We start from the raw sequence: 21,025 nt of genomic DNA, 5'->3' as shown, positions 1-21,025 counted from the left end.
AACATCAATGCTTTGAAGCGTATTGACAGTTGACCAAGTGCAAGAAAATCTGGTAAAATCGCTCAAAATCCTTGCACCGTTATCAGGTCAATGTACCGAAAAGTTGAGAATGCCCCCAGGGAAGCAGAAGATTTTGAACTGCCTATGGCGTGAAAGTTATCACAGGATAATCGTTGGGTAATCATGGCTTCTTTGATACCCTGGGAGGAATTTGAAGAGGAATATGCCCAAAACTTTTCTCCGGACATGGGAGCGCCAGCGCTACCATTTAGGGTAGCGTTGGGTTCATTAATAATCAAGGAAAAATTAGGAATAAGTGATAGAGAGACAGTCGAACAAATAAAAGAAAATCCTTACTTACAATACTTTATAGGAAAAACGCATTACAGCAGCGAAGCGGCTTCAGAAAGGAATACTTAAACGTAGCCAAGAAAAAAAGACAAACAGGGAAAGAAATAAGAAAAGCCATAAAAAAACAATTGCAATACATAAAAAGAAACTTGGGAAGTATAGACGCGCTAGTCAAGGCAGGGTGTAGCCTTGAGGCGTTGAGTCGTACTGAATATAAGAATCTGTTGGTGGTTAGCGAAATCTACCACCAGCAAGAATGGATGCACAATAATAAAATTCATAGGATTGAGCATAGAATAGTAAATGTAAGTCAACCCCATATCCGTCCAATAGTTAGAGGCAAAGCGGGAGTTCCTGTAGAATTTGGAGCTAAAGTATCGGCAAGTGTAAGAGATGGATACGTGTTTTTAGACCGTATCAGTTGGGATAATTTTAATGAATCTACTGATTTAAAAACTCAAATAGAAGCTTATTATAACTACACAGGAACCTATCCAGAATCTGTTCATGTAGATAAAATCTATCGCAGTCGAGCCAACGGGTTCCTTCTGCAAAGAAAAAGGAATTAGAATTAGCGGGCCTCCCTTAGGAAGACCGAAAGCCAATGTCAGTCAAGAATTAAAGAAACAAGCCCAAGAAGACGAGAGAATTCGCAATAATATTGAAGGAAAATTTGGTATCTCAAAACGTAGATACAGTTTAAGTCGCGTCATGGCTAAACTACCTCATACTTCAGAAACAGCTATTGCTATTACTTTCCTCGTCATGAATCTGTCTGCCCTGCTACGGCAGGTTCTTTGTCTTTTTTTATGTTTTAAACAAGATAACGCCTTTTTCCGGACTCAATTATTATCAAAGGTTATCATTAAGAAAAAATCAGCAAAAAAGACTTATAATTACTTAACAGTTAAATAACTAATTAGTCCATCGGTTATTTTTCTCCGACTTATTCAGCAAGCCCTATTTACTTAACTTGTGTGTGTCACTTGTGGTTGTGAAAGTGGGTGAACTAGCCTGTAGTTTGTAGTACCAGTAAACTTTTATTGATAATAATACGATTATGATTTGTCGTGCCGCCAGTCAGGGGTACAATTTCTCCGTTGTGGTACTCATGTTTGGTTTCCGATTGTTCCTCTAAGGCGAAATAGTCTTCTAGAGTATAGGTCTGTGGCTTCTTTTGTACTAGCATAGTGTCTTCTGCCTATTGCACTCGTTTCTATAGTAACTGAAAGCTTTATCGGGCAGGGGTTTCAGCCCAATTGCTTCCCCTCAGCTTCTCGACTCTCCCCACTCCCCCTCAGCGCTGTTGTGGTCTGGACTAAGTAGGATCACTTAGAATATACTTAACAAAACGATAAAAAAATAAATAAACTTTTCTAGTTTGTTACGTGAGAGGCTATAAATCGCTGTGAGTCAGCATTACATTGAAGTTGATTATCTTGAAGCCGAGCAGATTAAACCCCGACGGAGCTATGATCCCGACGCGATCGCAGCCAAATACCGCTACCGCCCTTGGGTGGTTCTCTGGCGGGCGTTAAGGATTATCTGGAATTTTGTACAGTTTATTCTAGGTCTCAAGTGGGACGAGTGGCGCAACCAAGTTGAGCGGAATCGGTTTAAACGGGCTGCTCAACTGCGACATATCCTAACCCGCCTCGGTCCAACATTCATTAAAGTGGGACAAGCTTTATCCACGCGCCCGGACTTAGTTCGCAAAGATTTCCTAGAGGAATTGATTAAGCTACAAGACCAACTCCCACCCTTTGACAATAAAACCGCCTTCGCGATTATCGAGTCAGAGTTAGATCGTCCGGTGAGCGAAGTCTATCGCCAAATTTCCCCTGATCCAATCGCGGCGGCGAGTCTCGGTCAAGTCTATCATGCTTATCTGCATACTGGGGAAGAGGTAGCCGTTAAAGTTCAGCGTCCTAACCTACTCAAGTCTCTCACTCTGGATCTCTATTTAATGCGGAAGTCAGCCGGTTGGTTATCCCGATGGCTTCCCCTGAATCTGGGTCATGATCTGACGTTAATTGTCGATGAATTTGGCATTAAGTTGTTTGAAGAAATCGATTATGTCAATGAAGGTCGTCATGCGGAACTCTTTGCTAGTAACTTTCGTGATGATCCCAGTGTTAAAGTACCAACCATTTATTGGATGCACAGTAACCACCGAGTCTTAACCTTAGAGTGGATTAATGGATGTAAGTTAACCGATACGAAAAGCCTTTGTACAGCGGGACTTGATGCTGACCAAGTGATTCAAACAGGCGTCATAGCGGGTTTGCGTCAACTCTTAGAACACGGCTTTTTCCACGCTGATCCCCATCCTGGTAACTTGTTTGCTATGCCCGATGGTCGCATGGCTTACATTGACTTTGGCATGATGGATCAGTTGGAGGAAGAAACGAAAGAAACGATTGTCAGTGCGGTTATTGATTTAATCAATAAGGATTATCCGGAGTTAGCGAAAAAGTTTGTCCTCCTCGGCTTTTTAACGCCAGATACAGACATCACGCCAATTATTCCTGCCTTAGAACGAGTGCTGGGAGAAGCCGTGGGTCAAAGTGTCCGGGACTTTAATTTTAAAACGATTACGGATAGTTTTTCCGAGTTAATGTTTGAGTATCCGTTCCGTGTTCCGGCAAAGTTTGCCCTGATTATTCGGTCGTTGGTGACTCAGGAAGGGTTAGCGTTAACCCTGAATCCAGAGTTCAAAATCGTTGAAGTCTCTTATCCTTACGTCGCCAAACGTTTACTCAAGGGTGAATCGCCAGCTATGCGACGGCGGTTAATTGAGGTGTTGTTTAAGGATGGCAGATTCCAATGGCAACGCTTAGAGAATATGATTGCGATCGCGCGGTCTGATGATAACTTTGATTTGCTACCCACAGCCCAACTAGGATTACAATATCTGTTATCTGAAGAAGGACAGTTTTTGCGGCGTCAGGTATTGTTGGCGTTGACGGAAGATGATCGATTGCACACTGAAGAAGTACAACGCCTGTGGAATTTGGTCAAAGATGACTTGAAACCAGGACGATTATTTAATGTGGCGTTAAATTCTTTGGGTACTATGTCAACGGAGCAAATTGCGGCAATTTTACCCCTGACAGCGATGATGCGGGTAGAAGGGTAGAAGGGTAGAAGGGTAGGTAATACGACCTGACAAATCCCTCTCCGGGTTGCTTCGCGCTCACCCGGAGTCTTTCGCAAAGCACGATGACAAAGGACAAATGACAAATGACAAATGACAAATGACAAATGACAAATGACGATCCCCACCACCCGACTTTAATTGTTCCCATCTACTGATTTGCCAAAGTAAAGTTGACTCAATTGAGCCAAAGAAACATCGTTTTCCGGTTGAGGATTACGTAAGAACGGATGAATCGGGAGTCGCGCTACTCGACGATTAGTTTTGGGTGACGATAAAATCTGCTCAATTACGTTTAAATACCCTTGAGCCGTACTCTCCCAGGTATAGTGATTGATCACCAGTTGCTGAGTACGTTGAGAAAAACTCTGCCATTCCTGTTGATTACAGATTAACTGCTCTAATCCCCGCGCCATATCCGCCGGATCATCGGGGTCAATCAAAACCCCATAATCTTGATTATCTGTCTGTAAGCTTTCTGTAATTCCGCCATTCTGGGTAACGACAACGGGTAATCCGGCGGCGGCGGCTTCTAAAGGGGCTAAACCAAAGGGTTCAAACAGAGAGGGTAGAGCAAATACGGAGCGGCGTTGGGCTAAAAAGCGATAGGTTGCGGCTAGGGCGGGTTGATCCGGGACGCAAAAGGCGCTAATTTTGCCCCATAAGTTATGGTCATTCACCACTTCCCGGATTGGTGCTAATACTTTTTGTTCGGTTTGTTCATCCTTCACCTTCTCTTTTAGGGGATTATCTAAGCCCGCCGTAATTAATAGCACATTCGCTCGTTCTTGCAAGGTGGAACTATAGGCAAAGGCTTGCACAAGTCCCAATAGGTTCTTTTTCGGATCTAATCGACTCGATGCTAAAATTACAGGTAAATCGCGCCGCGACTCAGCAAGATCCCGCGCTAATTTCTCTTTAACTAACTGATAGGTTGCCTCTTCGTTTGCTGAGCGAACCTCCGCACTAAACATAGCTGGGTCTACTCCCGGTGAAATCACCGCAAAGCGAGCATCATTATCGACATCGACAGCACCTCGATACGCCGGATGACTATATTGGTTGAAGCGTTCTTGGCGAGTATTCGTAATATTAATCGCCGAGTGATTCATGTTCAGGCGTTCGACAACTAGGCGACGTCCAAAGAAGTAATAGTCGTTCATTTGTGCCAAATTTTCTGGCGTCACCTTTAATTTGTCCATCTTTTGAGCGCCTAGGGAATGGGCGGTAAACGTAAACGGTACGCCTGTTTGTGCTTCAAGTAATAAACCCGCTAGTCCCCCATCGGCGTAGTGGGCGGTCATGATATCGGGAAAATCCCCTTGGTCTTGATAAAATTTCCGAATATTGGGTACCCAATCTTGCACCAGATGCGTCCAGAGTAACTCTTTGCGTAAAAATTCCTGGGGTCCGGCGGGTAAGCGGACAATCCGGAGATTTTCTACACCGGGATACCCATCAAAGGGTTCAGCAAACCCCTCCCACTCTGGATCAATGATTTGACGGGTGAGAATATCAACCCGGTGTCCCTGCGCCGCGATCGCCAGGGCGACTTGTTTGACGTAAACCAGTTGACCGCCAAAGTCGGGATGTTCTGTAATATACCTATCCTCTGGGTCAAAGTTGCCTTGGGGGTTGAGAAAGCCGATATACATTGTCTGAATGATGAATAGTGAATGAGAGACGCAACGGATGAGTTGACATCAGACAAATAATGTCTGAATGATAAATGATAGACGCAACGGATGAGTTAACATCAGACAAAATTCCGATCAGAACGATTATCAACGACTATAAGACAACGATTATCCAAGTACATTATAGGGGCTAGATAGTATGCAATCCGGTCAAATCCGACTCAACAAGGTGACGAAAGAATGGGTGATTTATGCACCCAGTCGGCGTAAACGCCCCCAGGATTTTCAGCAACAGAGTCGCCAAAAACAAGCTTCAGGGATTCTACCTCGAAATTGTCCCTTTTGTCCCGGCAATGAAAATAAATCTGAGTCAATTTTCCTGGAGATGCCCAGCCGACACCACAAAGGGTGGCAAACGCGAGTTGTACTGAATAAGTTTCCCGCCTTAACTCCCGATGAAGACAGAGAACGAGCGAAGGAGGGGATTTATTTAATGATGCCCGGTTATGGTCAGCATGAAGTGATTATTGAAAGTCCTGATCATCATCAAGATCTTGCCACAATGCCAATCGAGGACGTAGAAACGGTGATTGAGACCTATCACAAGCGCTACGTCACACTGATGCAAGCCCATAAGAATATGATGGCAATCATTTTTCGCAATCATGGGATGAAAGCGGGTGCATCGTTAAGTCATCCCCATTCTCAAATGATTGTAACGGGCATGGTTCCTCAAAATATTCGAGTGCGAGAACAAGAAGCCCAGCGATATTATGATCAATGGCAACGATGTGTGTATTGCGATATTTTAGAGTTTGAACAGCATCACCGCAGACGGGTGATTGCTGAAAATGAATCATTTCTGGCGTTTATTCCTTTTGCGGCTGATGTGCCGTTTGAAACTTGGATTATGCCAAAGGAACATGAGGCAGATTTTGGCAGTATCTCCGCTATTGAAAAGTCACATTTTGCGTTAATTCTCAAAAATGTCCTGACTCGGTTGTATGACAAGCTAAGTGATCCCGATTATAATTACGTGATTAATACGGCTGCCCGTTACAAAGCCGAAGAACCCCAGGTTCATTGGTATTGCCAAATTAGTCCTCGGCTAACGACTCCAGCCGGATTTGAACTGGGTTCTGGGATTAGTATCAATCCTTCTTTACCGGAAATTGATGCCGATTTTTTGAATTCTTAATTGGTTCTACAAATTCTCAGACTCTTTCTCGCGCAGTTCTCGAACGGCTTCCCGACTTAATCCTGTTGTTGCCGCGATCGCTTCGTCATCCAGTAGGGTGAGTAGCTTTTTAGCAATAGCGCGTTGTTCTTCTTTTTTGCCTTCTTGACGACCTTCTTGACGACCTTCTTGACGACCTTCTTGACGACCTTCTTCACGACCCAGAGCAACCGCTCCTTGCTGATCATAAATAAACATTTCTCGACGCTCCAAATCTTCTAGTTCTTCGCGGGTTAGGTTGGCTTGATTGGCAATTTCAAAGGCGCGGTGGAGTTCGGGAATATTGTCCATATTTGTGGGAACTTCATCGAGCGATCGCGCGGATTTGATAAAGTAAATCCATTTATCAGTAATCGTTTCTAGTTCTTCAATTTCTTTGGTAAATTTGGGTAATTCAACAAAAATCAGTTCAATATCGTTTTCGGTATAAACATAGCCATCGGATACTTCTCGATAAACGAAGCGGGATGTAAACGGATGGCGACCCGGAAACATCTCAAAATCAGTCAAGGTTAGAGCAATGACTGGTTTAAGCATTCGGTAGCCTTCTCCTTTTTGCAGTTGAAAGGCATAGGTCTTGGCGGCGTTGAACAAAACTCTCTTCCCAAAGGATTGCACATTCAGGACTTGCATTTCAATGATCACCAGTGTGCCGTTTTTTAGTTGAGCTTTGACATCAAGGTAAGTATCTTTTAACCCCTCAACTTTCGGGGGTAAGTTGGGATTGATAATTTCTAAATCTTCAATGGTGGAGTTACCGTCATAAATCAAGGCATTGAGAAAACTAATCAAAATGTCTTTGCTTTCAGCGGAACCAAAAATTTTCTTGAAGGCGTAATCAGTTTTGGGATTAATAAATCTCATCGTTTTGCTCAAAACATGAGGATTGAACCATTATACACTAAAACCTAAACTTATCTAATCCTTCATATTTGCTTGTTCAAAGCTGGCATTCGCTTCCTCTTCTCGTCCCAAATTTCGTAACGCTAAACCCCGATTATTCCATGCTTCCGGGTAATCGGGGTTTAATTCTAATGCCTGATCAAAGGATAGAATCGCTTCCTCTTCTCGTCCTAAATTCCGTAACGCTACCCCGCGATTGTTCCAGGCTTGGGCATAATCGGAGTTTAATTCAATCGCTTGTTCAAAACAAACCATTGCTTCTTCATACCGCCCTAAATTATCCAAGGCTAAGCCGCGATTATTCCAGGTTTCTGGGTCATCTGGCTGATTGTCTAAGGCGTTGCTGAAACTGATTAAGGCGTCCTGATAACGTCCTAACTGGATGAGGATAACTCCGTGATGATTCCAGATTTTAGCATCATCGGATTGTAGGGCTAAGGCTTTATCATAACTGTCTAAGGCGTCTTGGTAACGTCCTAGCTTCTCTAAGGCAATCCCTCGATTTGCCCAGGCTTCGGCAAAATTGGGTTGAATGGCTAGGGCTTGATCATAACTGGCGATCGCCGCGTCCCAGCGCCCTTCTTGTAATAATAGATTGCCTCGGTTTACCCAGGCGGGATATAAATTCGGTTGCAGTTCTAGGGCGTTATCAAAGGTGGTAATAGCCGCATTTGGGCGGTCTAAATGCATGAGGAGTAACCCTTTATTATACCATGCCTGAAAGTAATCTGGCTTGAGGGTAATTGCTCGATCAAAACTGCTAATCGCATCCTCTAAGCGTTCCAACTGACACAGAACCGTTCCCCGATGTTTCCAAGCCTCCGGGTGTTCCGGGTACAATTCAACCACCCGATCCAAACAAGCGATCGCCTCTTGGGGACGTTGTAACTGCATCAAGGCGATACCTTGAATAGACCAAGCCTCTACATAGTTGGGTTGAAGGGTTATCGCTTGTTGACAACTGGCGATCGCCTCTGCTAAATGCCCTAATTGAAATAATAAATGACCCCGATACAACCAGGCTTGGGCATAATCAGGTTTCAATGTTGTTGCTTTATCCATACAGGCGATCGCGGCGTTGGGTTGTTCTCCCTGCATTAGCGCCAATCCCTGCATGTACCACGCCTCGGCATAATCGGGATTAAAATAGGTGGCATTCTGGCAACTCGAAACCGCTTCCCGATACCGTCCCAAATTATATAATGCACTGCCTCGATTGCCCCAAGTGGCGGAATCATCGGGTTTAAGCTGCAAGGCTTGGTCATAAGACGCGATCGCATCGTCTAAACGTCCTAAACTAAACAAGGCATTACCGCGATGAAACCAGGCTTCTGGGTAATTGGGTTGTAGTTTAGTTGCCTTTTCACAGCTTGTCACGGCTTCGGTATAGCGAGTTAAATGAAACAAAACCAATCCCCGATTATTCCATGCTTCTGGGGCATCAGGTTGTAAGGTAATGGCTTTTTCATAACTCGCTAAAGCATCGTCTAACCGTTCCAACCGATAAAATGTATTCCCTTGCTGAAACCACACCTCGTAATCATTGGGCTGTAGTGAAACCGCTTCTTGCCAACTTTCTAATGCCTCAGGATAACGGTTTAAATTAAACAGAATCCAGCCTTTATGTTTCCAAGCCTCCAGATAGTTAGAATTTAAGCTTGTGGCTTGATCAAAGCTTGCTAATGCGTCCTCATTTCGTCCCCCATTCATCAACACCAACCCTTGCATATACCAAGCTTGCACATAATCCGGCTGGCAGTGAGTCGCCTGTTGACAACTGGCTAACGCCTCGTCGTGGCGTCCCAAATTATACAGCGTACTTGCCCGATTTCCCCAAGCCACTGCCAAATCAGGATTAAATTGTGTCGCTTGGTCATAACTCGCTAAAGCGTCTTCTAGGCGTCCTAATTTAAATAGAATATTTCCCTGATTAAACCAGGCTTCTGAGTAATCCGGTTTCAGCGTAATCGCTTTCTCATAGTTCGTCAACGCCGCGTCGAACCATCCCAGATGAAAACAAGTATTCCCCCAATGGAACCAAATTTCTGGCATATTGGGGTGGAATTGGGCAGCCTTCTCAAAACTCGCGATCGCTTCCCCGTAGCGCCCAATCTTAAAGTATTCAATTCCCTGATGTAACCACTGATTGGCTAAATAGTCATTTGTCATTTGTCATTTGTCTTATGTCATTCGCCATTCGTTATTCGTCCTACTCGCTTCGCGAGAAGCAAGCTACGTACAGTCGGGGCGGGTTTAGTTACATCTTGGTGTAACCGAAAAAATAGTAGTGAAACCCGCCCCTACACAATTTTCCCATCTCCCCCATCTCCCCCTGCTTCTGATAACTGATATAACTGATAACTGATAACTGATAACTGATAACTCCCTAATCTCCTCCATCTTCCAGACGTGCCAACCTCTAACGGCGATCGCGAAACAGAAAAATAAAGGCAATCACTACAGCGATGACGCCTGTGCTAATACTTCCCCAAAATACAGGAGTAAACAAAAATGGTGTATCTTTGGCGGGGGGTAGTTGTTCGACCAAAACCGTGGCGGCGATACTGCTGACAATCAATCCAATACCAATTAACGCGACGGTTGTATTCAGCGTGCGATTACTCTTGGTTTGTTCAATACCACTCACACTACCAATCGTCCGAATCAAATTTTCCATCAAAGGTAATCCGGGACGGAATGTCGCGCTATCTGTGGCGACTTGTTGCAGATATTTTTCATCTGCCACTTCACTAAAGTGGTTCAAAAATTTTAAATAGCTGCTTGTTTCTCGTTCCAGCTTTTGAATCCGCTTTTGATAATTTTCCAAATTCCCCTGAATCGTGGTCATATAATAGTCTAAATCGTTTAAATTCATGGCATAATCTGATAAAGTGGGCAAAGTTTGAATTAAGGTTGATTGCAGCTCTTTTAAATTTAAGCCTTGAGCAGGAATCGGATTGGGTAAAGTACGGACACTGGCAACTAAACGTCGAATTTCATAAGATTGAAGTTTTAAGTCTTGAGTACGACAACGACTTTGCCAGTATGCCCAAACAATTTTATGGCGATAGCTAAATAAGCGGATTAAATCCAAGTGAATGTCATACAGATTCTGCCGAATTTCCGTGACTTTTTTGCCAGCGGGAAACATGCAAATAATCAAATGATAGTTTTCTTGACTAAACGACTCCCAGTCTTGCTGCCAATTATCGGGAGAATGCCAATATTCAAATACCCTTGCCCCCAAGAATCGTCCTTGTTCTCTAAATTCAGGAATCCATTTCGGATTGGGCGTGAGCTGTTTATAACAGTCTTTAGCCAGTTGTTTGGGATCTTGATTACTATCAGCAATTTGCACCGACACTAACCACGTTTGACCAATTGTGCCTTGCTGGGTGGGGAGAAGTTCCCCCGTATCCCATTGATGATTAATGTGAGAGGCAATAATTTTCTTGAGTTTGCTTAAGGTTTCAATGCATTGGGTCTCATCATTCGGTTGTTTTGTTTCCGGATCTTTATAATCTCCTGAACAATTAACTTGCAGGGCGTAAGCATCTCCGAGTTGTAGCGCTCGATAGTATCCATCTAAGGGAGATTCAAATCCCTTAACCAAGAGTTGGACATAATCCGCTGCGGGATTTTCTAGGGCGGCTAATTGGTTGAGTTTGTCATCGTCTAAGTTGGGATCGATTTTTTGCCAAAATTGGTGGCGGTAGTGATGTATTTCCGGTAGAGAGTGACCGAAACTATCGCGCAGGTCATATAAGAATAGATCGACGGTAGGGTAGATTAGCTGAGTCGGTTTGTTCATCATTGATGACCGTGGGAACGGGGGTGAGGGAGATGGGGGAGATGGGGAAGATGGGGAAGATGAGGGAGATGGGGGAGTTAACTCAACACTTAGTCAGGGCGGGTTTTGTAGAAACGTTATCATCAATAGCGAAATAGAAAGTTTCATGACCCGTCCCTACACTCCTCAACACTCAAAACTTTCCCAATCACCAGAGGTTGCGGTCTCAAGATAGCAGATTTTTCTTCTCTGCTCCTGGAGTCCCCCTGCACCCCTGCACCTGCGCTTCTCCACCCCCTCGCCTCTTCGCTAATTCTAGGAAGTCGGCGACAGTTTTGACCAAATGTAACGGATTGCAAAGTATAATGAAATCCAGAGTACACCGACAAGCACCTAACTAAAGAGTATTACTATCAGATGCGAGTTGCGATCGCTGGAGCGGGTTTAGCTGGACTTTCCTGTGCCAAATATCTCACGGATGCAGGTCACACCCCTATTGTTCTAGAACGTCGGGACGTTCTCGGCGGAAAAGTTGCCGCTTGGCAAGACGAAGACGGAGACTGGTACGAAACCGGGTTACATATCTTCTTTGGTGCCTATCCCAATATGCTACAGCTCTTTAAGGAGCTAGAGATTGAGGATCGGCTACAGTGGAAAGACCACACCATGATTTTCAATCAGCCAGAGAAACCGGGTACCTACTCTCGGTTTGATTTCCCGGATTTACCGGCACCGATTAATGGAATTATTGCGATTCTGCGGAATAACGATATGCTGACCTGGTCGGAGAAGATCCGGTTTGGCTTGGGTTTGATTCCCGCCATTATTAATGGTCAGAAGTATGTTGAACAGATGGATCAATATTCCTTCTCCGAGTGGTTACAGCGTCAAACTATACCGCCACGGGTAGAAAAGCAAGTCTTTATCGCCATGGCGAAAGCGCTGAATTTTATCAACCCCGATGAAATTTCGGCAACGGTGGTGTTGACGGCGCTGAATCGCTTTCTCCAGGAAAAGAATGGCTCAAAGATGGCATTCCTGGATGGTTCCCCAACGGAGCGCCTCTGTCAACCCTTGGTAGACTATATTACGGCAAGGGGTGGGGAGGTACGATTAAATGTTCCGGTGAAGGAATTTTTACTCAATTCGGATCAGACAGTACAGGGATTTTTGATTCGGGGTGAAAATGGGGACGAAGTGCTGACGGCGGATGCTTATGTCTCGGCAATGCCTGTCGATCCCTTAAAGTTAATCATGCCTCAACCTTGGCGAGAGATGGAGTTCTTCAATCAGCTAGAAGGCTTAGAAGGGGTTCCGGTAATTAACCTGCATTTGTGGTTTGACCGGAAATTAACAGATATTGACCATCTCCTATTTTCGCGATCGCCCCTTTTGTCAGTGTATGCTGACATGAGCAATACCTGTCGGGAATACGCTAACCCTGACCGTTCGATGTTGGAGTTAGTTCTCGCCCCAGCTAAAGATTGGATTGGTAAATCCGATCAGGATATTGTGGCGGCGACGCTGGAAGAACTCAAGAAACTCTTCCCTAAACATTTTGATAGTGATAGCCCTGCCCAGTTGCTCAAGTATCACATTGTCAAAACTCCACGTTCCGTTTACAAAGCCATTCCGGGGCGACAAGCCCATCGTCCTTCCCAAGAAACACCCATCCCCAACTTTTACTTGACTGGCGATTACACCATGCAACGTTACCTTGCCAGTATGGAGGGTGCCGTACTTTCTGGTAAGCTGACATCGCAGGTGATTGTCAGGCGTCATGAATCAGGAGGCTCAAGTCAACGGGTGTTTAAACAGGTGGACAGTAAAGAGGTTGTCGGGGCGGGTTAAGAGAAAAATTCATTATCCTAACCCCACTATCCGTCTTTACCGTAACTATCCCAGCTAAAGCCCTGGAACTAAAATCGGCGAGAAGCTGTTTTTTGTCTGTGGGCTGGAAGCTGGCGTTCCGTTGAACTGGGTTCCAAGACTGACCCGCTAAATTTGAGCGTACTTGAGCTTGGGTTCTGGGAAACGTGTTTCTCGACTATAGGAGTCAGTACCATTTTTTTGACTTCTTTGGACGGCTAACTGCTATGACTTAATCCAAGATCTACTCCTTCGCCCCTAACCGAATTACCTGCAACGAATGCTTCAATTGCCTAAATCTCCGCCCATGAGAAAGCTGGTTTCTGAATCTGAGGCTTATGAAATCTGTCGTCAGATTACAGCAAAATATGCCAAGACGTTTTATCTGGCTACCTTACTGATGCCAGAACAAAAGCGGCGTGCGATATGGGCAATCTACTTCTGGTGTCGGCGAACCGATGAACTGGTGGATGGTCCCCAAGCCCGTTTAACCACACCGGAAACCTTGGATCGCTGGGAACAGCAGTTAGAATCTGTTTTCGCCGGACAGCCAATCGAGGATGCGGATGTGGCGTTAGTGGATACGTTGCAACGGTTCCCGATGGATATTCAACCGTTTCGGGATATGATTGCCGGTCAACGGATGGACTTATCTCGCAGCCGTTATCAAACCTTTGAAGAACTGAAGCTGTACTGCTATCGTGTGGCGGGTACGGTGGGGTTAATGACCAGTCCGGTGCTAGGATTTGACTTGGATTGGAGTCAAACGCCTTGGAATAATCAGTTTGGGATGAATCCGGTAGAGGAAGCGATCGCGTTGGGGATTGCCAAGCAGTTAACCAATATCCTCCGCGATGTTGGCGAAGATGCTCAACGGGGTCGAATTTACTTGCCATTAGATGAATTAGCGCTATTTAATTATACAGAAGAGGATTTATTTAAGGGAGTGGTGGACGAGCGCTGGCAGGAATTAATGCGCTTCCAAATTCAACGGGCGCGTAAGTTTTATACTTACGCAGAAAAGGGTATTGGGGCGCTGAGTCGGGATGCGCGTTGGCCCGTCTGGGCGGCTACGATGCTGTATCAGGGTATTTTAGATGTCATTGAGCGTAATAATTATGATGTATTTACGCAACGGGCTTATGTGTCTAAGGGGCGGAAGTTGCTGTATTTACCAGTAGCGTGGTTAAGGGCGCAGGCGCTTTAATTGTCATTGGTCATTTGTCATTGGTCATTTGTTTGGCTCTCCGGTACTTAGGGTGATAAGTTTAGCTAATGTAAATAGTTTAAATAATCAGAGTTTTAATAGCTTGACTATAGTCTTGGCTCGGAGCGCTAGCGGAGAGTCAAGACTACATTTCCCTTGATTTTGATTTATACCTATGCAATGATCTGAGCAAATACCGAGTTAACTAAAAAGATAGTAAACTTAACAATTTTTCTCAGATTGGAAACATCTACTGATGGAATTTTCTATTGACTCTCTGCTGAATTTACCAGAAGTCACTGTAATAGGTTACTTTCGTAATGAGGATTTTATCTGTCTTAATTTAGAAATATTGACAAAGGAGATGAACTGCCCTCACTGTCAAAAATATACGCAAGAACTTCACCAAGTACGTCAACTCTTAGTCAGGGATTTACCAATTTTTGGTCAACCTGTGTATTTGAGAGTACCTCGTCAGCAATTCTACTGTCGTCAATGCCAAAAATATTGCACAAAAAAGCTAGAGTTTTTGCCAGGGAAGCGACGGTACACTCGGCGATATGAATCTCATATTTATCGACGAATTCTCCTAAGCAATATCGAACAAATAAGTCAAGAATAAGATTTGACTTATGAAGAAGCATGAAGAAGCGGAAGGAATTTTTAAATCGGTTAGTTCAAAATCCTCAAAAAAAACTGGGGTGAAGTTAAACGTCTCAGTATAGATGAAGTCAGTAAAAGCAAGGGACACAGAAATTTTGTTACGGTCGTTAGTGATCTATGAGATAAAAGAAGAGTTTCGGGATATTTACGAAACTTCTAAAACGGTCGAATCGGGGATGAGTAGAATGGAAAATTGGTTGATTTCTGCCCAGGTATTTTATGGCAAGACGGCAGCAACTATCCGAAAGCATTTACCTGATATATGCAACTACTTTATTAGTCGAACAACTAGTGGTGTTATGGAGGGAATTAACAATAAAATTAAGTTAATTATGAGATTGGGTTATGGCTTTACCAACTTTGATAACTGGCGCAGCCGTTTACTCGGTTCCTTCTCCTAATATAGAGAGATTCTGAGGAGATTGGTAAAGACTTGATTTGAGGAGATAATCTAGTCTTGACTCTCCGCTAGCGCTCCGAGCCAAGACTAAATCTAGGGCATCAAGGCTCTTATATTAACTAAACTTATCACCCTAAGTACGGGAGAGCCAAAACTATGCGCCTAACGCACCCTACACTACGAAGTGTAAAATTAACTATAACAACTGCAACAAAACCAGACAGATGGTTCAAACCGCAATTACCCAAACGATTAAAACCCTAAACGATGTCCATAACAAGTTTAATCTTCGGCGAACGGAAGATGAACAATTCTTTACAGAATGGTTTGAGAACTTGCCTGAACTCACCCAACAGGAGCAAGCTACGTTAGACCAGATTAGAGACAGATACCGCTATCATCGAGCCGATGGAGTCTTAGCCGAGGGAGCGGTCAATCTGATTGTTGTGTCTCGTTTGCTGGAATTGGCGGGTTTTTATGATTTCCCGTTTAAGCTGCGATCAGAAGTATCGGTTGAAATTACGACTGTTGTTGATGATCAGATTTTGCGGGGACGGATAGATTTTTTGGTCGTGTTGGAGCAATTTTGGGTTGTGGTACTAGAAGCTAAACACAGTGATCTCAATATTGAGTTAGCGATTCCCCAAGCTTTGGCTTATATGATGGCGAACCGTCATCCTGATCAACCCGTTTATGGTATGGTGACAAATGGGGGGATGTTTGCTTTTTTGAAGTTAAGCCAACAAGCATTTCCTGAGTACGATATATCTGATGTATTTTCGCTTCTTCCTCGCCGTAACCAGCTTTATGATGTGCTTCAAATCTTCAAGCGGGTAGCTGCGGTTCTCCAGGATTAGAGTGTGGGTTCGGTAGTAGAAGCGGGTTTAGCCAATAAATTCGGGTAAAATCCAATACCCTTTATACAAAAGAGGAATTACACGATGCGATCGCACGGTTGACATACTCAGGCTGACTGGATAAGAGTTTGAGTCGTCTAAAGACGACTTGAGCTTTTAGCCAAGAACTTGAGTTCTTGGCGGGTATTAGGGCTTACTGAAAACGGGTTCAAAGACTTACTTTCGCGTAAAGTCAACAAACTTATTTCATAATTTTATATCGACTTACAAATCTCGCATTTGTTGCTCCACACTCATCGCAATTTGCAGCGCTTCATCGAGCAAACAAGCATACTGATCCATTGGCGGATCAAGTTCTCCCGCAACCAAACTGGTTAAATTATTCTCTAATGTAACCATCAATTCATCCGGTCGTGCCATCACCCCTTGTTTCGTGCGAATAATTTCTATCTTAATTGCTTGCAGTAAACTGTTTTTAGTTACTCGTAAAGCCGTCAGAACCTTGTCACCTTCTAACGAGTTATCCCCTTGCAGATTATTTTCAGTCCGACTCAGTTGATTCAGCATGGCTAGGGATTTAACTACACGATTGTACTTATCCACTTGCCGTAACAACTTAGCCACAGATTTCCAGCGTTTTGCTTTATTCACAAGCCAAATATTTGCCAATACCAAAATCAAGACTGATCCCGCCAAAAATAACAGAAATAAATTGGTAATGTCCGTCCCATCACTTGGTAAATTCCCCGATCGCTTCACCGCCAGAAACCCCACAGGCATAACAAAAATCAGGATTAGACCTAAACTAAAGACCTCAATAAACAGAAGCGATCGCAGATGTTGCGGATTTCGCCAAAATATCCCACGGTAAACCGTTGTCACCAGTCCCGCACTCAGATCTAAACCCCCGCTTTGCTCTAATTCCGCTGGAGTAATCGGCAATTCTGCTACATTATTTAGCATGAACGTATCTCCTGGATGATGAAAGTATTTGGCTTAGTTTAATCCTAGAGCGTGAGTCAGCGTTTTAAAAATATGCACATAGAAATTACTCTCTAAGGGACGAAACAGCGCAAAGTCTTTTCCTGGATTACCAAAAAAGGGTCGCAGTGACCAACCCAACTGACTGCCAACAAAGCCGTATAGAAATAACCAAGCTTGCACAACCTTCAAATTACGGGATTTATCCGTATCTTGAGAATGAGAATGCAGCGATTTCATGCTTTGGTAGAAAAATTGGACACCGATCACGCCTGTTAAGGCAAAAATGACGACATTGAGTAACTTGAAAAACTCGTAATCATTAACCGAGAGCAGGAAAAACAAGACCACAGGAACAAACGCCAAAAGCATGACACTGATCACTGACGTGGTGGCTAAAAGCAACACTAAATATTGGCGAAACTTGCGCTGGGAACCCGTAACCACCTCAAAAATATATAAACTGGGCAGACATACCAGCAGTGTGATTAAATAAAGACCAGGCAACTTAATCGCTGAACTAATCGCCTGAAGCCAATGACTCGACGCCCCAATTACCAATCCGTACAACGCCAGAAAGGAGGCGCTACACACTAATAATGAAACAATTTTACTATCGAGTCCGATTTCCTTCTCAACCTCGGTCAGAAATGCCTTGCGATCGCGTAAAAAAGACATCAAACTGGAAAAGTGATTCATCCTATCCTCCAGGTATACCCGTCGCATCTCTACATTATTCCTCGACTATAACAGGAGCGCAGGGAGAGCGAGTTTTGCAGACAAGGGGGTCAAACTCGCCTCTACAGCTATGGGTCAATCAGACTCTTGTTACTCGGAACGAAAAGAAATTTGCCGAATCAGCATACTCACAAATTCACCCGGTTTACCTGTCGGTTGTAAGGGACTCCACGCCGTCACTTCAGCAAACTGGAGGCGGTACAAGGTGTGAATGATACTTTTGACGCCTCGACGAGAGCCAATAATCGAGATTTTTACAGGTTCACGGCTAGCGGTAGATTCTGGCGTCGCTGATGGGGCGGGAGGTACTTTTTCTAGGTTATTTGAAACAAACTCTTGAGACATTGGATTCACCTAATTGTTGCTGAAAATGTTATTAAGTTTGGTAACAATTAAAAGATTAGCAGATGTTACCATAGTTGGAAACATTTACGAGGTCATGCTCCTCTGACACGATTGTCCTGCGGACAAGGTAAGCGCGACAGAAGTATGGGAAGAGCAGGACAAGCCCTCAAACAGACCCTAGAAGCCCATAAAATCAGCCAAAATAAATTGGCGGTAGCTTTAGGGATTGAGCGAAATAAAGTGTTTCGTTGGTTTCATGAAAAAATAGACCCAACAGCCGAAACCGTTGCGGATATTGTCAAAGCGCTGAACACCATCAATCCCGCCGCCGCTGAGATGTTCATTGAACTCTATCTCGGCGATTTAGTGGATAAGGAGGAGGAGTAGGAATATTTTGTCTCAATGACGATAGAGTAGGTTGGGTTGACGAAAGGAAAACCAACGCAAGCAGGCTAGGATGAACATTGTGCAGGAGTCAGGGCGGGTTTAGTTAAATTTAGGTGAGGTAAGAAACGATAGTCGTCAAACCCACCCCTACACAATCAAAACGTTCTCCTTCAGCTAGTCATGGGAAAATGTACGACAATGATAGAGGTGTCTTGCTGGGTACGTGCGATCGCCTCCGGTTCTCCCCCTAATGTGGGAATCGCCAAAAGGTAGCTGGGATGGGTACTTGCCGTGAGAATCAGTAAATCATGACGTTGCACCATCCGCGACACATTCTGCACAAAATTCCCCCGCACTTGCACCAACTCACTTGTGGTTGCCAACCCCCACTCCCTTGGCTGACAGGCAAACTCCCCGACTCCCGTCACCACAATCACCAATCGAAACGTGGCTTTCAACGCCGCTGCTAAGCTTTGCGCTAACGTCACCGTCGGTTTAAACGTCACCGATACCGTCTCCTGATCCGTCGCCGCCAACACCACTCGTGCGGTATTCTCAATCGGCTGCGAGAATCGGGCAATTAATACCGGAACCTGCGATCGCCAGATTACATTATCAATCACACTGCCAAAAAAGCTCTCACGAGTCGTCGAATACCCCTTCCATCCGCAAATAATCAACGTCGCCTCTCGTTCGGCTGCGGTGCGGGTAATCCCTCGGTCAATCGTATCATCCACCCGCCCAATCGGTTCTACTTTAGTTACGGCTGCATGGGCAATTCGTTCCGCCGCCGCTAAAAGCTGGGTTTGTAACAGTTTCGCCTCTGGGGAAATGAGTCCGGTTTTATCCGATAAAACATGCAGCGGAAGTAAAGTTCCCTTGGCTGTTTTTGCCAAAATTAATGCCAATTGTAATAAATTATCCTCTGTCTTGGGATTCGCCACCGGAACTAACACCCGCTTTGCCAACGATGGCTGTTTTCCTGGATTTCCTCCCTCCTGTTGTCCGTGAGGTTTCACCTGTTTTCCCCAGCGTTCGGTAATCCAAGGAGACGCCACACAGGTGACTAAAATCATGGCAATTATCCCATTTACGGTTAACTGATCCACCAGTTTAATTTCATAAGCTACGGTAATCGCTGCCAAGGTAGACGCCGCCTGTGCCATGGACAACCCAAACATGACCATAATACTCGGAAATTGAAACCCAAACAGCTTTCCCGGCAGCCAAGCTGCGCCAAACTTACTTACCATTTCTGCGCCAATCATCACCAATGCTACTAAAATTGATTTCGGCTGCCTGACTAAAATTAACGGGTCAATTAACATACCCACGGAAATCAAAAAGAATGGCACGAATAAGGTATTGCCAATAAACTGAATCCGATTCATTAACGGACTCAATTGAGGAATGATTTGGGTAATCGCAATTCCGGCTAAAAATGCGCCAATAATCGGTTCAATTTCAATTAACCCTGCTGCGTAAGACACGACAAACAATGTGGCGAGGACAAAAATAAACTCCGCCCCTTCATCATGCCCAAATTGCCGAAAGAACCAGCGCCCCAGTTTCGGGACACCCCATAATGTCGCTACTGTATAGATAGTGAGGGCGGGAATTAGAAACAACCAGAATCCTAGGGTGAGATTTCCGCCATCGGCTTTCACCACTACCGCCAGAACTAAGAGTCCCAAAACATTGGTAATCAGCGTTCCACCCAAGGTTGTGGTTACGGTTTGTGTCCGCATTAATCCCAACTTGGTGAGGATAGGTAATGCCAAAAGTGTATGGGTGGCAAAACAAGACGCGACTAGAATCGATGCTAGCCAACTATATCCCAGGAGTAACATTGCCACCGTACCCAGAATCATGGGGAAAGAGAAGGTGGCTAAACCAAAAATTGCCGCTTTATCGGCGTTATATTTAAGGTCATCCAGGCTGGTTTCGAGTCCTGCCATGAACATTAAAAATAACAGTCCCACTGTTCCTAAGAGGACGATGGTACTATCTCTCTCCAATAACCCCAAGACATTGGGACCAACAATCACACCCGCAAGAATTAAGCCAACAATACCCGGAAGTCGCAACCGTTCAAACAGGAGTGGCGCGACTAACATAATTGCCAAAATGGTTAAGAAGACGGCAACAGGGTCAGTTATTGGACTCGGAAATAAAGCAACCGCCGTTAAGGTAGGATACATCATAGATGAGGAGGTTTTAAGGGTGTAGAGCGGGTTTAACAACATTAGTGTCAACTTAAGCAGAAAAAGAAAGCTATACCTTGAGACAGACCCCACCCTAACCCTCCCCTTATAAAGGGGAGGGAACTGGGGGAGGGAACCGGGAAGGAAATCGAATAGCTTTGGTTTCCCCCTTTTTAGTATCCCTGATGTCCCTAAACCTGCTCTAACTGAATTATGAATGATTCTTGATAAAATGGGTTAGGTGACGAATGACATCGCTGGCTGCTTAATAAAGGACAAATGACTAATGACTAAGGACT

17 protein-coding genes and 1 pseudogene are annotated in these 21,025 nt (G+C 44.5%); 9 read left to right on the top strand and 9 right to left on the bottom strand.

The window, feature by feature from the left end; genetic code table 11:
- Positions 1-90: 90 nt before the first annotated feature.
- Positions 91-1,266: pseudogene (locus RID53_RS06290) on the top strand (transposase).
- Positions 1,267-1,360: 94 nt separating this feature from the next.
- Here the strand turns inward: RID53_RS06290 and RID53_RS06285 are convergent.
- On the bottom strand, positions 1,361-1,540 hold the full coding sequence (locus RID53_RS06285; protein WP_446387299.1) for a hypothetical protein: 180 nt from the start codon (positions 1,538-1,540) through the stop codon (positions 1,361-1,363).
- A 219-nt stretch (positions 1,541-1,759) separates the two neighbouring features.
- Between RID53_RS06285 and RID53_RS06280 the strand changes: the two genes are divergently transcribed.
- Positions 1,760-3,490 (top strand): ABC1 kinase family protein, encoded by a 1,731-nt coding sequence (locus RID53_RS06280; RefSeq protein ID WP_446387298.1) that lies wholly within the window; start codon positions 1,760-1,762, stop codon positions 3,488-3,490.
- A 155-nt stretch (positions 3,491-3,645) separates the two neighbouring features.
- On the opposite strand, the gene RID53_RS06275 is transcribed toward RID53_RS06280, so the two are convergent.
- On the bottom strand, positions 3,646-5,163 hold the full coding sequence (locus RID53_RS06275) for a glycosyltransferase (RefSeq protein WP_446387297.1): 1,518 nt from the start codon (positions 5,161-5,163) through the stop codon (positions 3,646-3,648).
- A gap of 181 nt (positions 5,164-5,344) precedes the next feature.
- Here RID53_RS06275 and galT point away from each other — a divergent pair, with 181 nt between their 5' ends.
- Positions 5,345-6,343: a galactose-1-phosphate uridylyltransferase gene (gene galT / locus RID53_RS06270; protein ID WP_446387296.1), complete on the top strand. Its 999-nt coding sequence runs from the start codon at positions 5,345-5,347 to the stop codon at positions 6,341-6,343.
- 6 nt (positions 6,344-6,349) lie between these two features.
- Here the strand turns inward: galT and RID53_RS06265 are convergent, their stop codons facing one another.
- The 3 genes from RID53_RS06265 to RID53_RS06255 all read right to left on the bottom strand — a co-directional run bounded on the left by RID53_RS06265 (position 6,350) and on the right by RID53_RS06255 (position 11,099).
- A complete protein-coding gene (locus RID53_RS06265; protein ID WP_446387295.1) occupies positions 6,350-7,246 on the bottom strand; it encodes an Rpn family recombination-promoting nuclease/putative transposase in 897 nt (298 codons plus the stop codon).
- Positions 7,247-7,300: 54 nt separating this feature from the next.
- Entirely contained in the window at positions 7,301-9,454 is a 2,154-nt protein-coding gene (locus RID53_RS06260) for a tetratricopeptide repeat protein (RefSeq protein WP_446387294.1), read from the bottom strand.
- 250 nt (positions 9,455-9,704) lie between these two features.
- On the bottom strand, positions 9,705-11,099 hold the full coding sequence (locus RID53_RS06255) for a DUF308 domain-containing protein (protein WP_446387293.1): 1,395 nt from the start codon (positions 11,097-11,099) through the stop codon (positions 9,705-9,707).
- A gap of 393 nt (positions 11,100-11,492) precedes the next feature.
- Between RID53_RS06255 and pds the strand changes: the two genes are divergently transcribed.
- The 5 genes from pds (at position 11,493) to RID53_RS06230 (ending at position 16,071) form a co-directional block, all read left to right on the top strand.
- Complete coding sequence (gene pds / locus RID53_RS06250; protein ID WP_446387292.1) at positions 11,493-12,926, top strand: 15-cis-phytoene desaturase; 1,434 nt, start codon at positions 11,493-11,495, stop codon at positions 12,924-12,926.
- Positions 12,927-13,224: 298 nt separating this feature from the next.
- Entirely contained in the window at positions 13,225-14,151 is a 927-nt protein-coding gene (gene crtB, locus RID53_RS06245) for a 15-cis-phytoene synthase CrtB (protein WP_446387291.1), read from the top strand.
- 256 nt (positions 14,152-14,407) lie between these two features.
- Positions 14,408-14,773 (top strand): transposase family protein, encoded by a 366-nt coding sequence (locus tag RID53_RS06240; RefSeq protein WP_446387290.1) that lies wholly within the window; start codon positions 14,408-14,410, stop codon positions 14,771-14,773.
- Between the two features lie 103 nt (positions 14,774-14,876).
- Positions 14,877-15,215 (top strand): ISL3 family transposase, encoded by a 339-nt coding sequence (locus RID53_RS06235; RefSeq protein ID WP_446387289.1) that lies wholly within the window; start codon positions 14,877-14,879, stop codon positions 15,213-15,215.
- Positions 15,216-15,438: 223 nt separating this feature from the next.
- Positions 15,439-16,071: a type I restriction endonuclease gene (locus RID53_RS06230; RefSeq protein WP_446387288.1), complete on the top strand. Its 633-nt coding sequence runs from the start codon at positions 15,439-15,441 to the stop codon at positions 16,069-16,071.
- 264 nt (positions 16,072-16,335) lie between these two features.
- Here the strand turns inward: RID53_RS06230 and RID53_RS06225 are convergent, their stop codons facing one another.
- The 3 genes from RID53_RS06225 to RID53_RS06215 form a co-directional block, all read right to left on the bottom strand.
- Positions 16,336-17,034 (bottom strand): hypothetical protein, encoded by a 699-nt coding sequence (locus tag RID53_RS06225; protein ID WP_446387287.1) that lies wholly within the window; start codon positions 17,032-17,034, stop codon positions 16,336-16,338.
- A gap of 33 nt (positions 17,035-17,067) precedes the next feature.
- Positions 17,068-17,751 carry an actin-binding WH2 domain-containing protein gene (locus RID53_RS06220; protein ID WP_446387286.1) on the bottom strand — a complete coding sequence of 228 codons (684 nt, stop codon included), beginning with the start codon at positions 17,749-17,751 and terminating at the stop codon, positions 17,068-17,070.
- Between the two features lie 129 nt (positions 17,752-17,880).
- Positions 17,881-18,135 (bottom strand): peptide ABC transporter substrate-binding protein, encoded by a 255-nt coding sequence (locus RID53_RS06215; protein ID WP_446387285.1) that lies wholly within the window; start codon positions 18,133-18,135, stop codon positions 17,881-17,883.
- Between the two features lie 144 nt (positions 18,136-18,279).
- Here RID53_RS06215 and RID53_RS06210 point away from each other — a divergent pair, with 144 nt between their 5' ends.
- Positions 18,280-18,522, top strand: a complete 243-nt coding sequence (locus RID53_RS06210) for a helix-turn-helix domain-containing protein (protein WP_446387284.1) — start codon at positions 18,280-18,282, stop codon at positions 18,520-18,522.
- A 170-nt stretch (positions 18,523-18,692) separates the two neighbouring features.
- Here RID53_RS06210 and RID53_RS06205 read toward each other — a convergent pair whose 3' ends face one another.
- On the bottom strand, positions 18,693-20,723 hold the full coding sequence (locus RID53_RS06205) for a cation:proton antiporter domain-containing protein (RefSeq protein ID WP_446387305.1): 2,031 nt from the start codon (positions 20,721-20,723) through the stop codon (positions 18,693-18,695).
- Between the last annotated feature and the right edge of the window lie 302 nt (positions 20,724-21,025).

It is taken from the genome of Coleofasciculus sp. B1-GNL1-01 (genome assembly GCF_040220235.1).
GTDB lineage: Bacteria > Cyanobacteriota > Cyanobacteriia > Cyanobacteriales > Coleofasciculaceae > Coleofasciculus.
The sequence above is the reverse complement of the archived record's forward strand: the minus strand, read 5'-3'. Positions and strand labels throughout refer to the sequence as shown.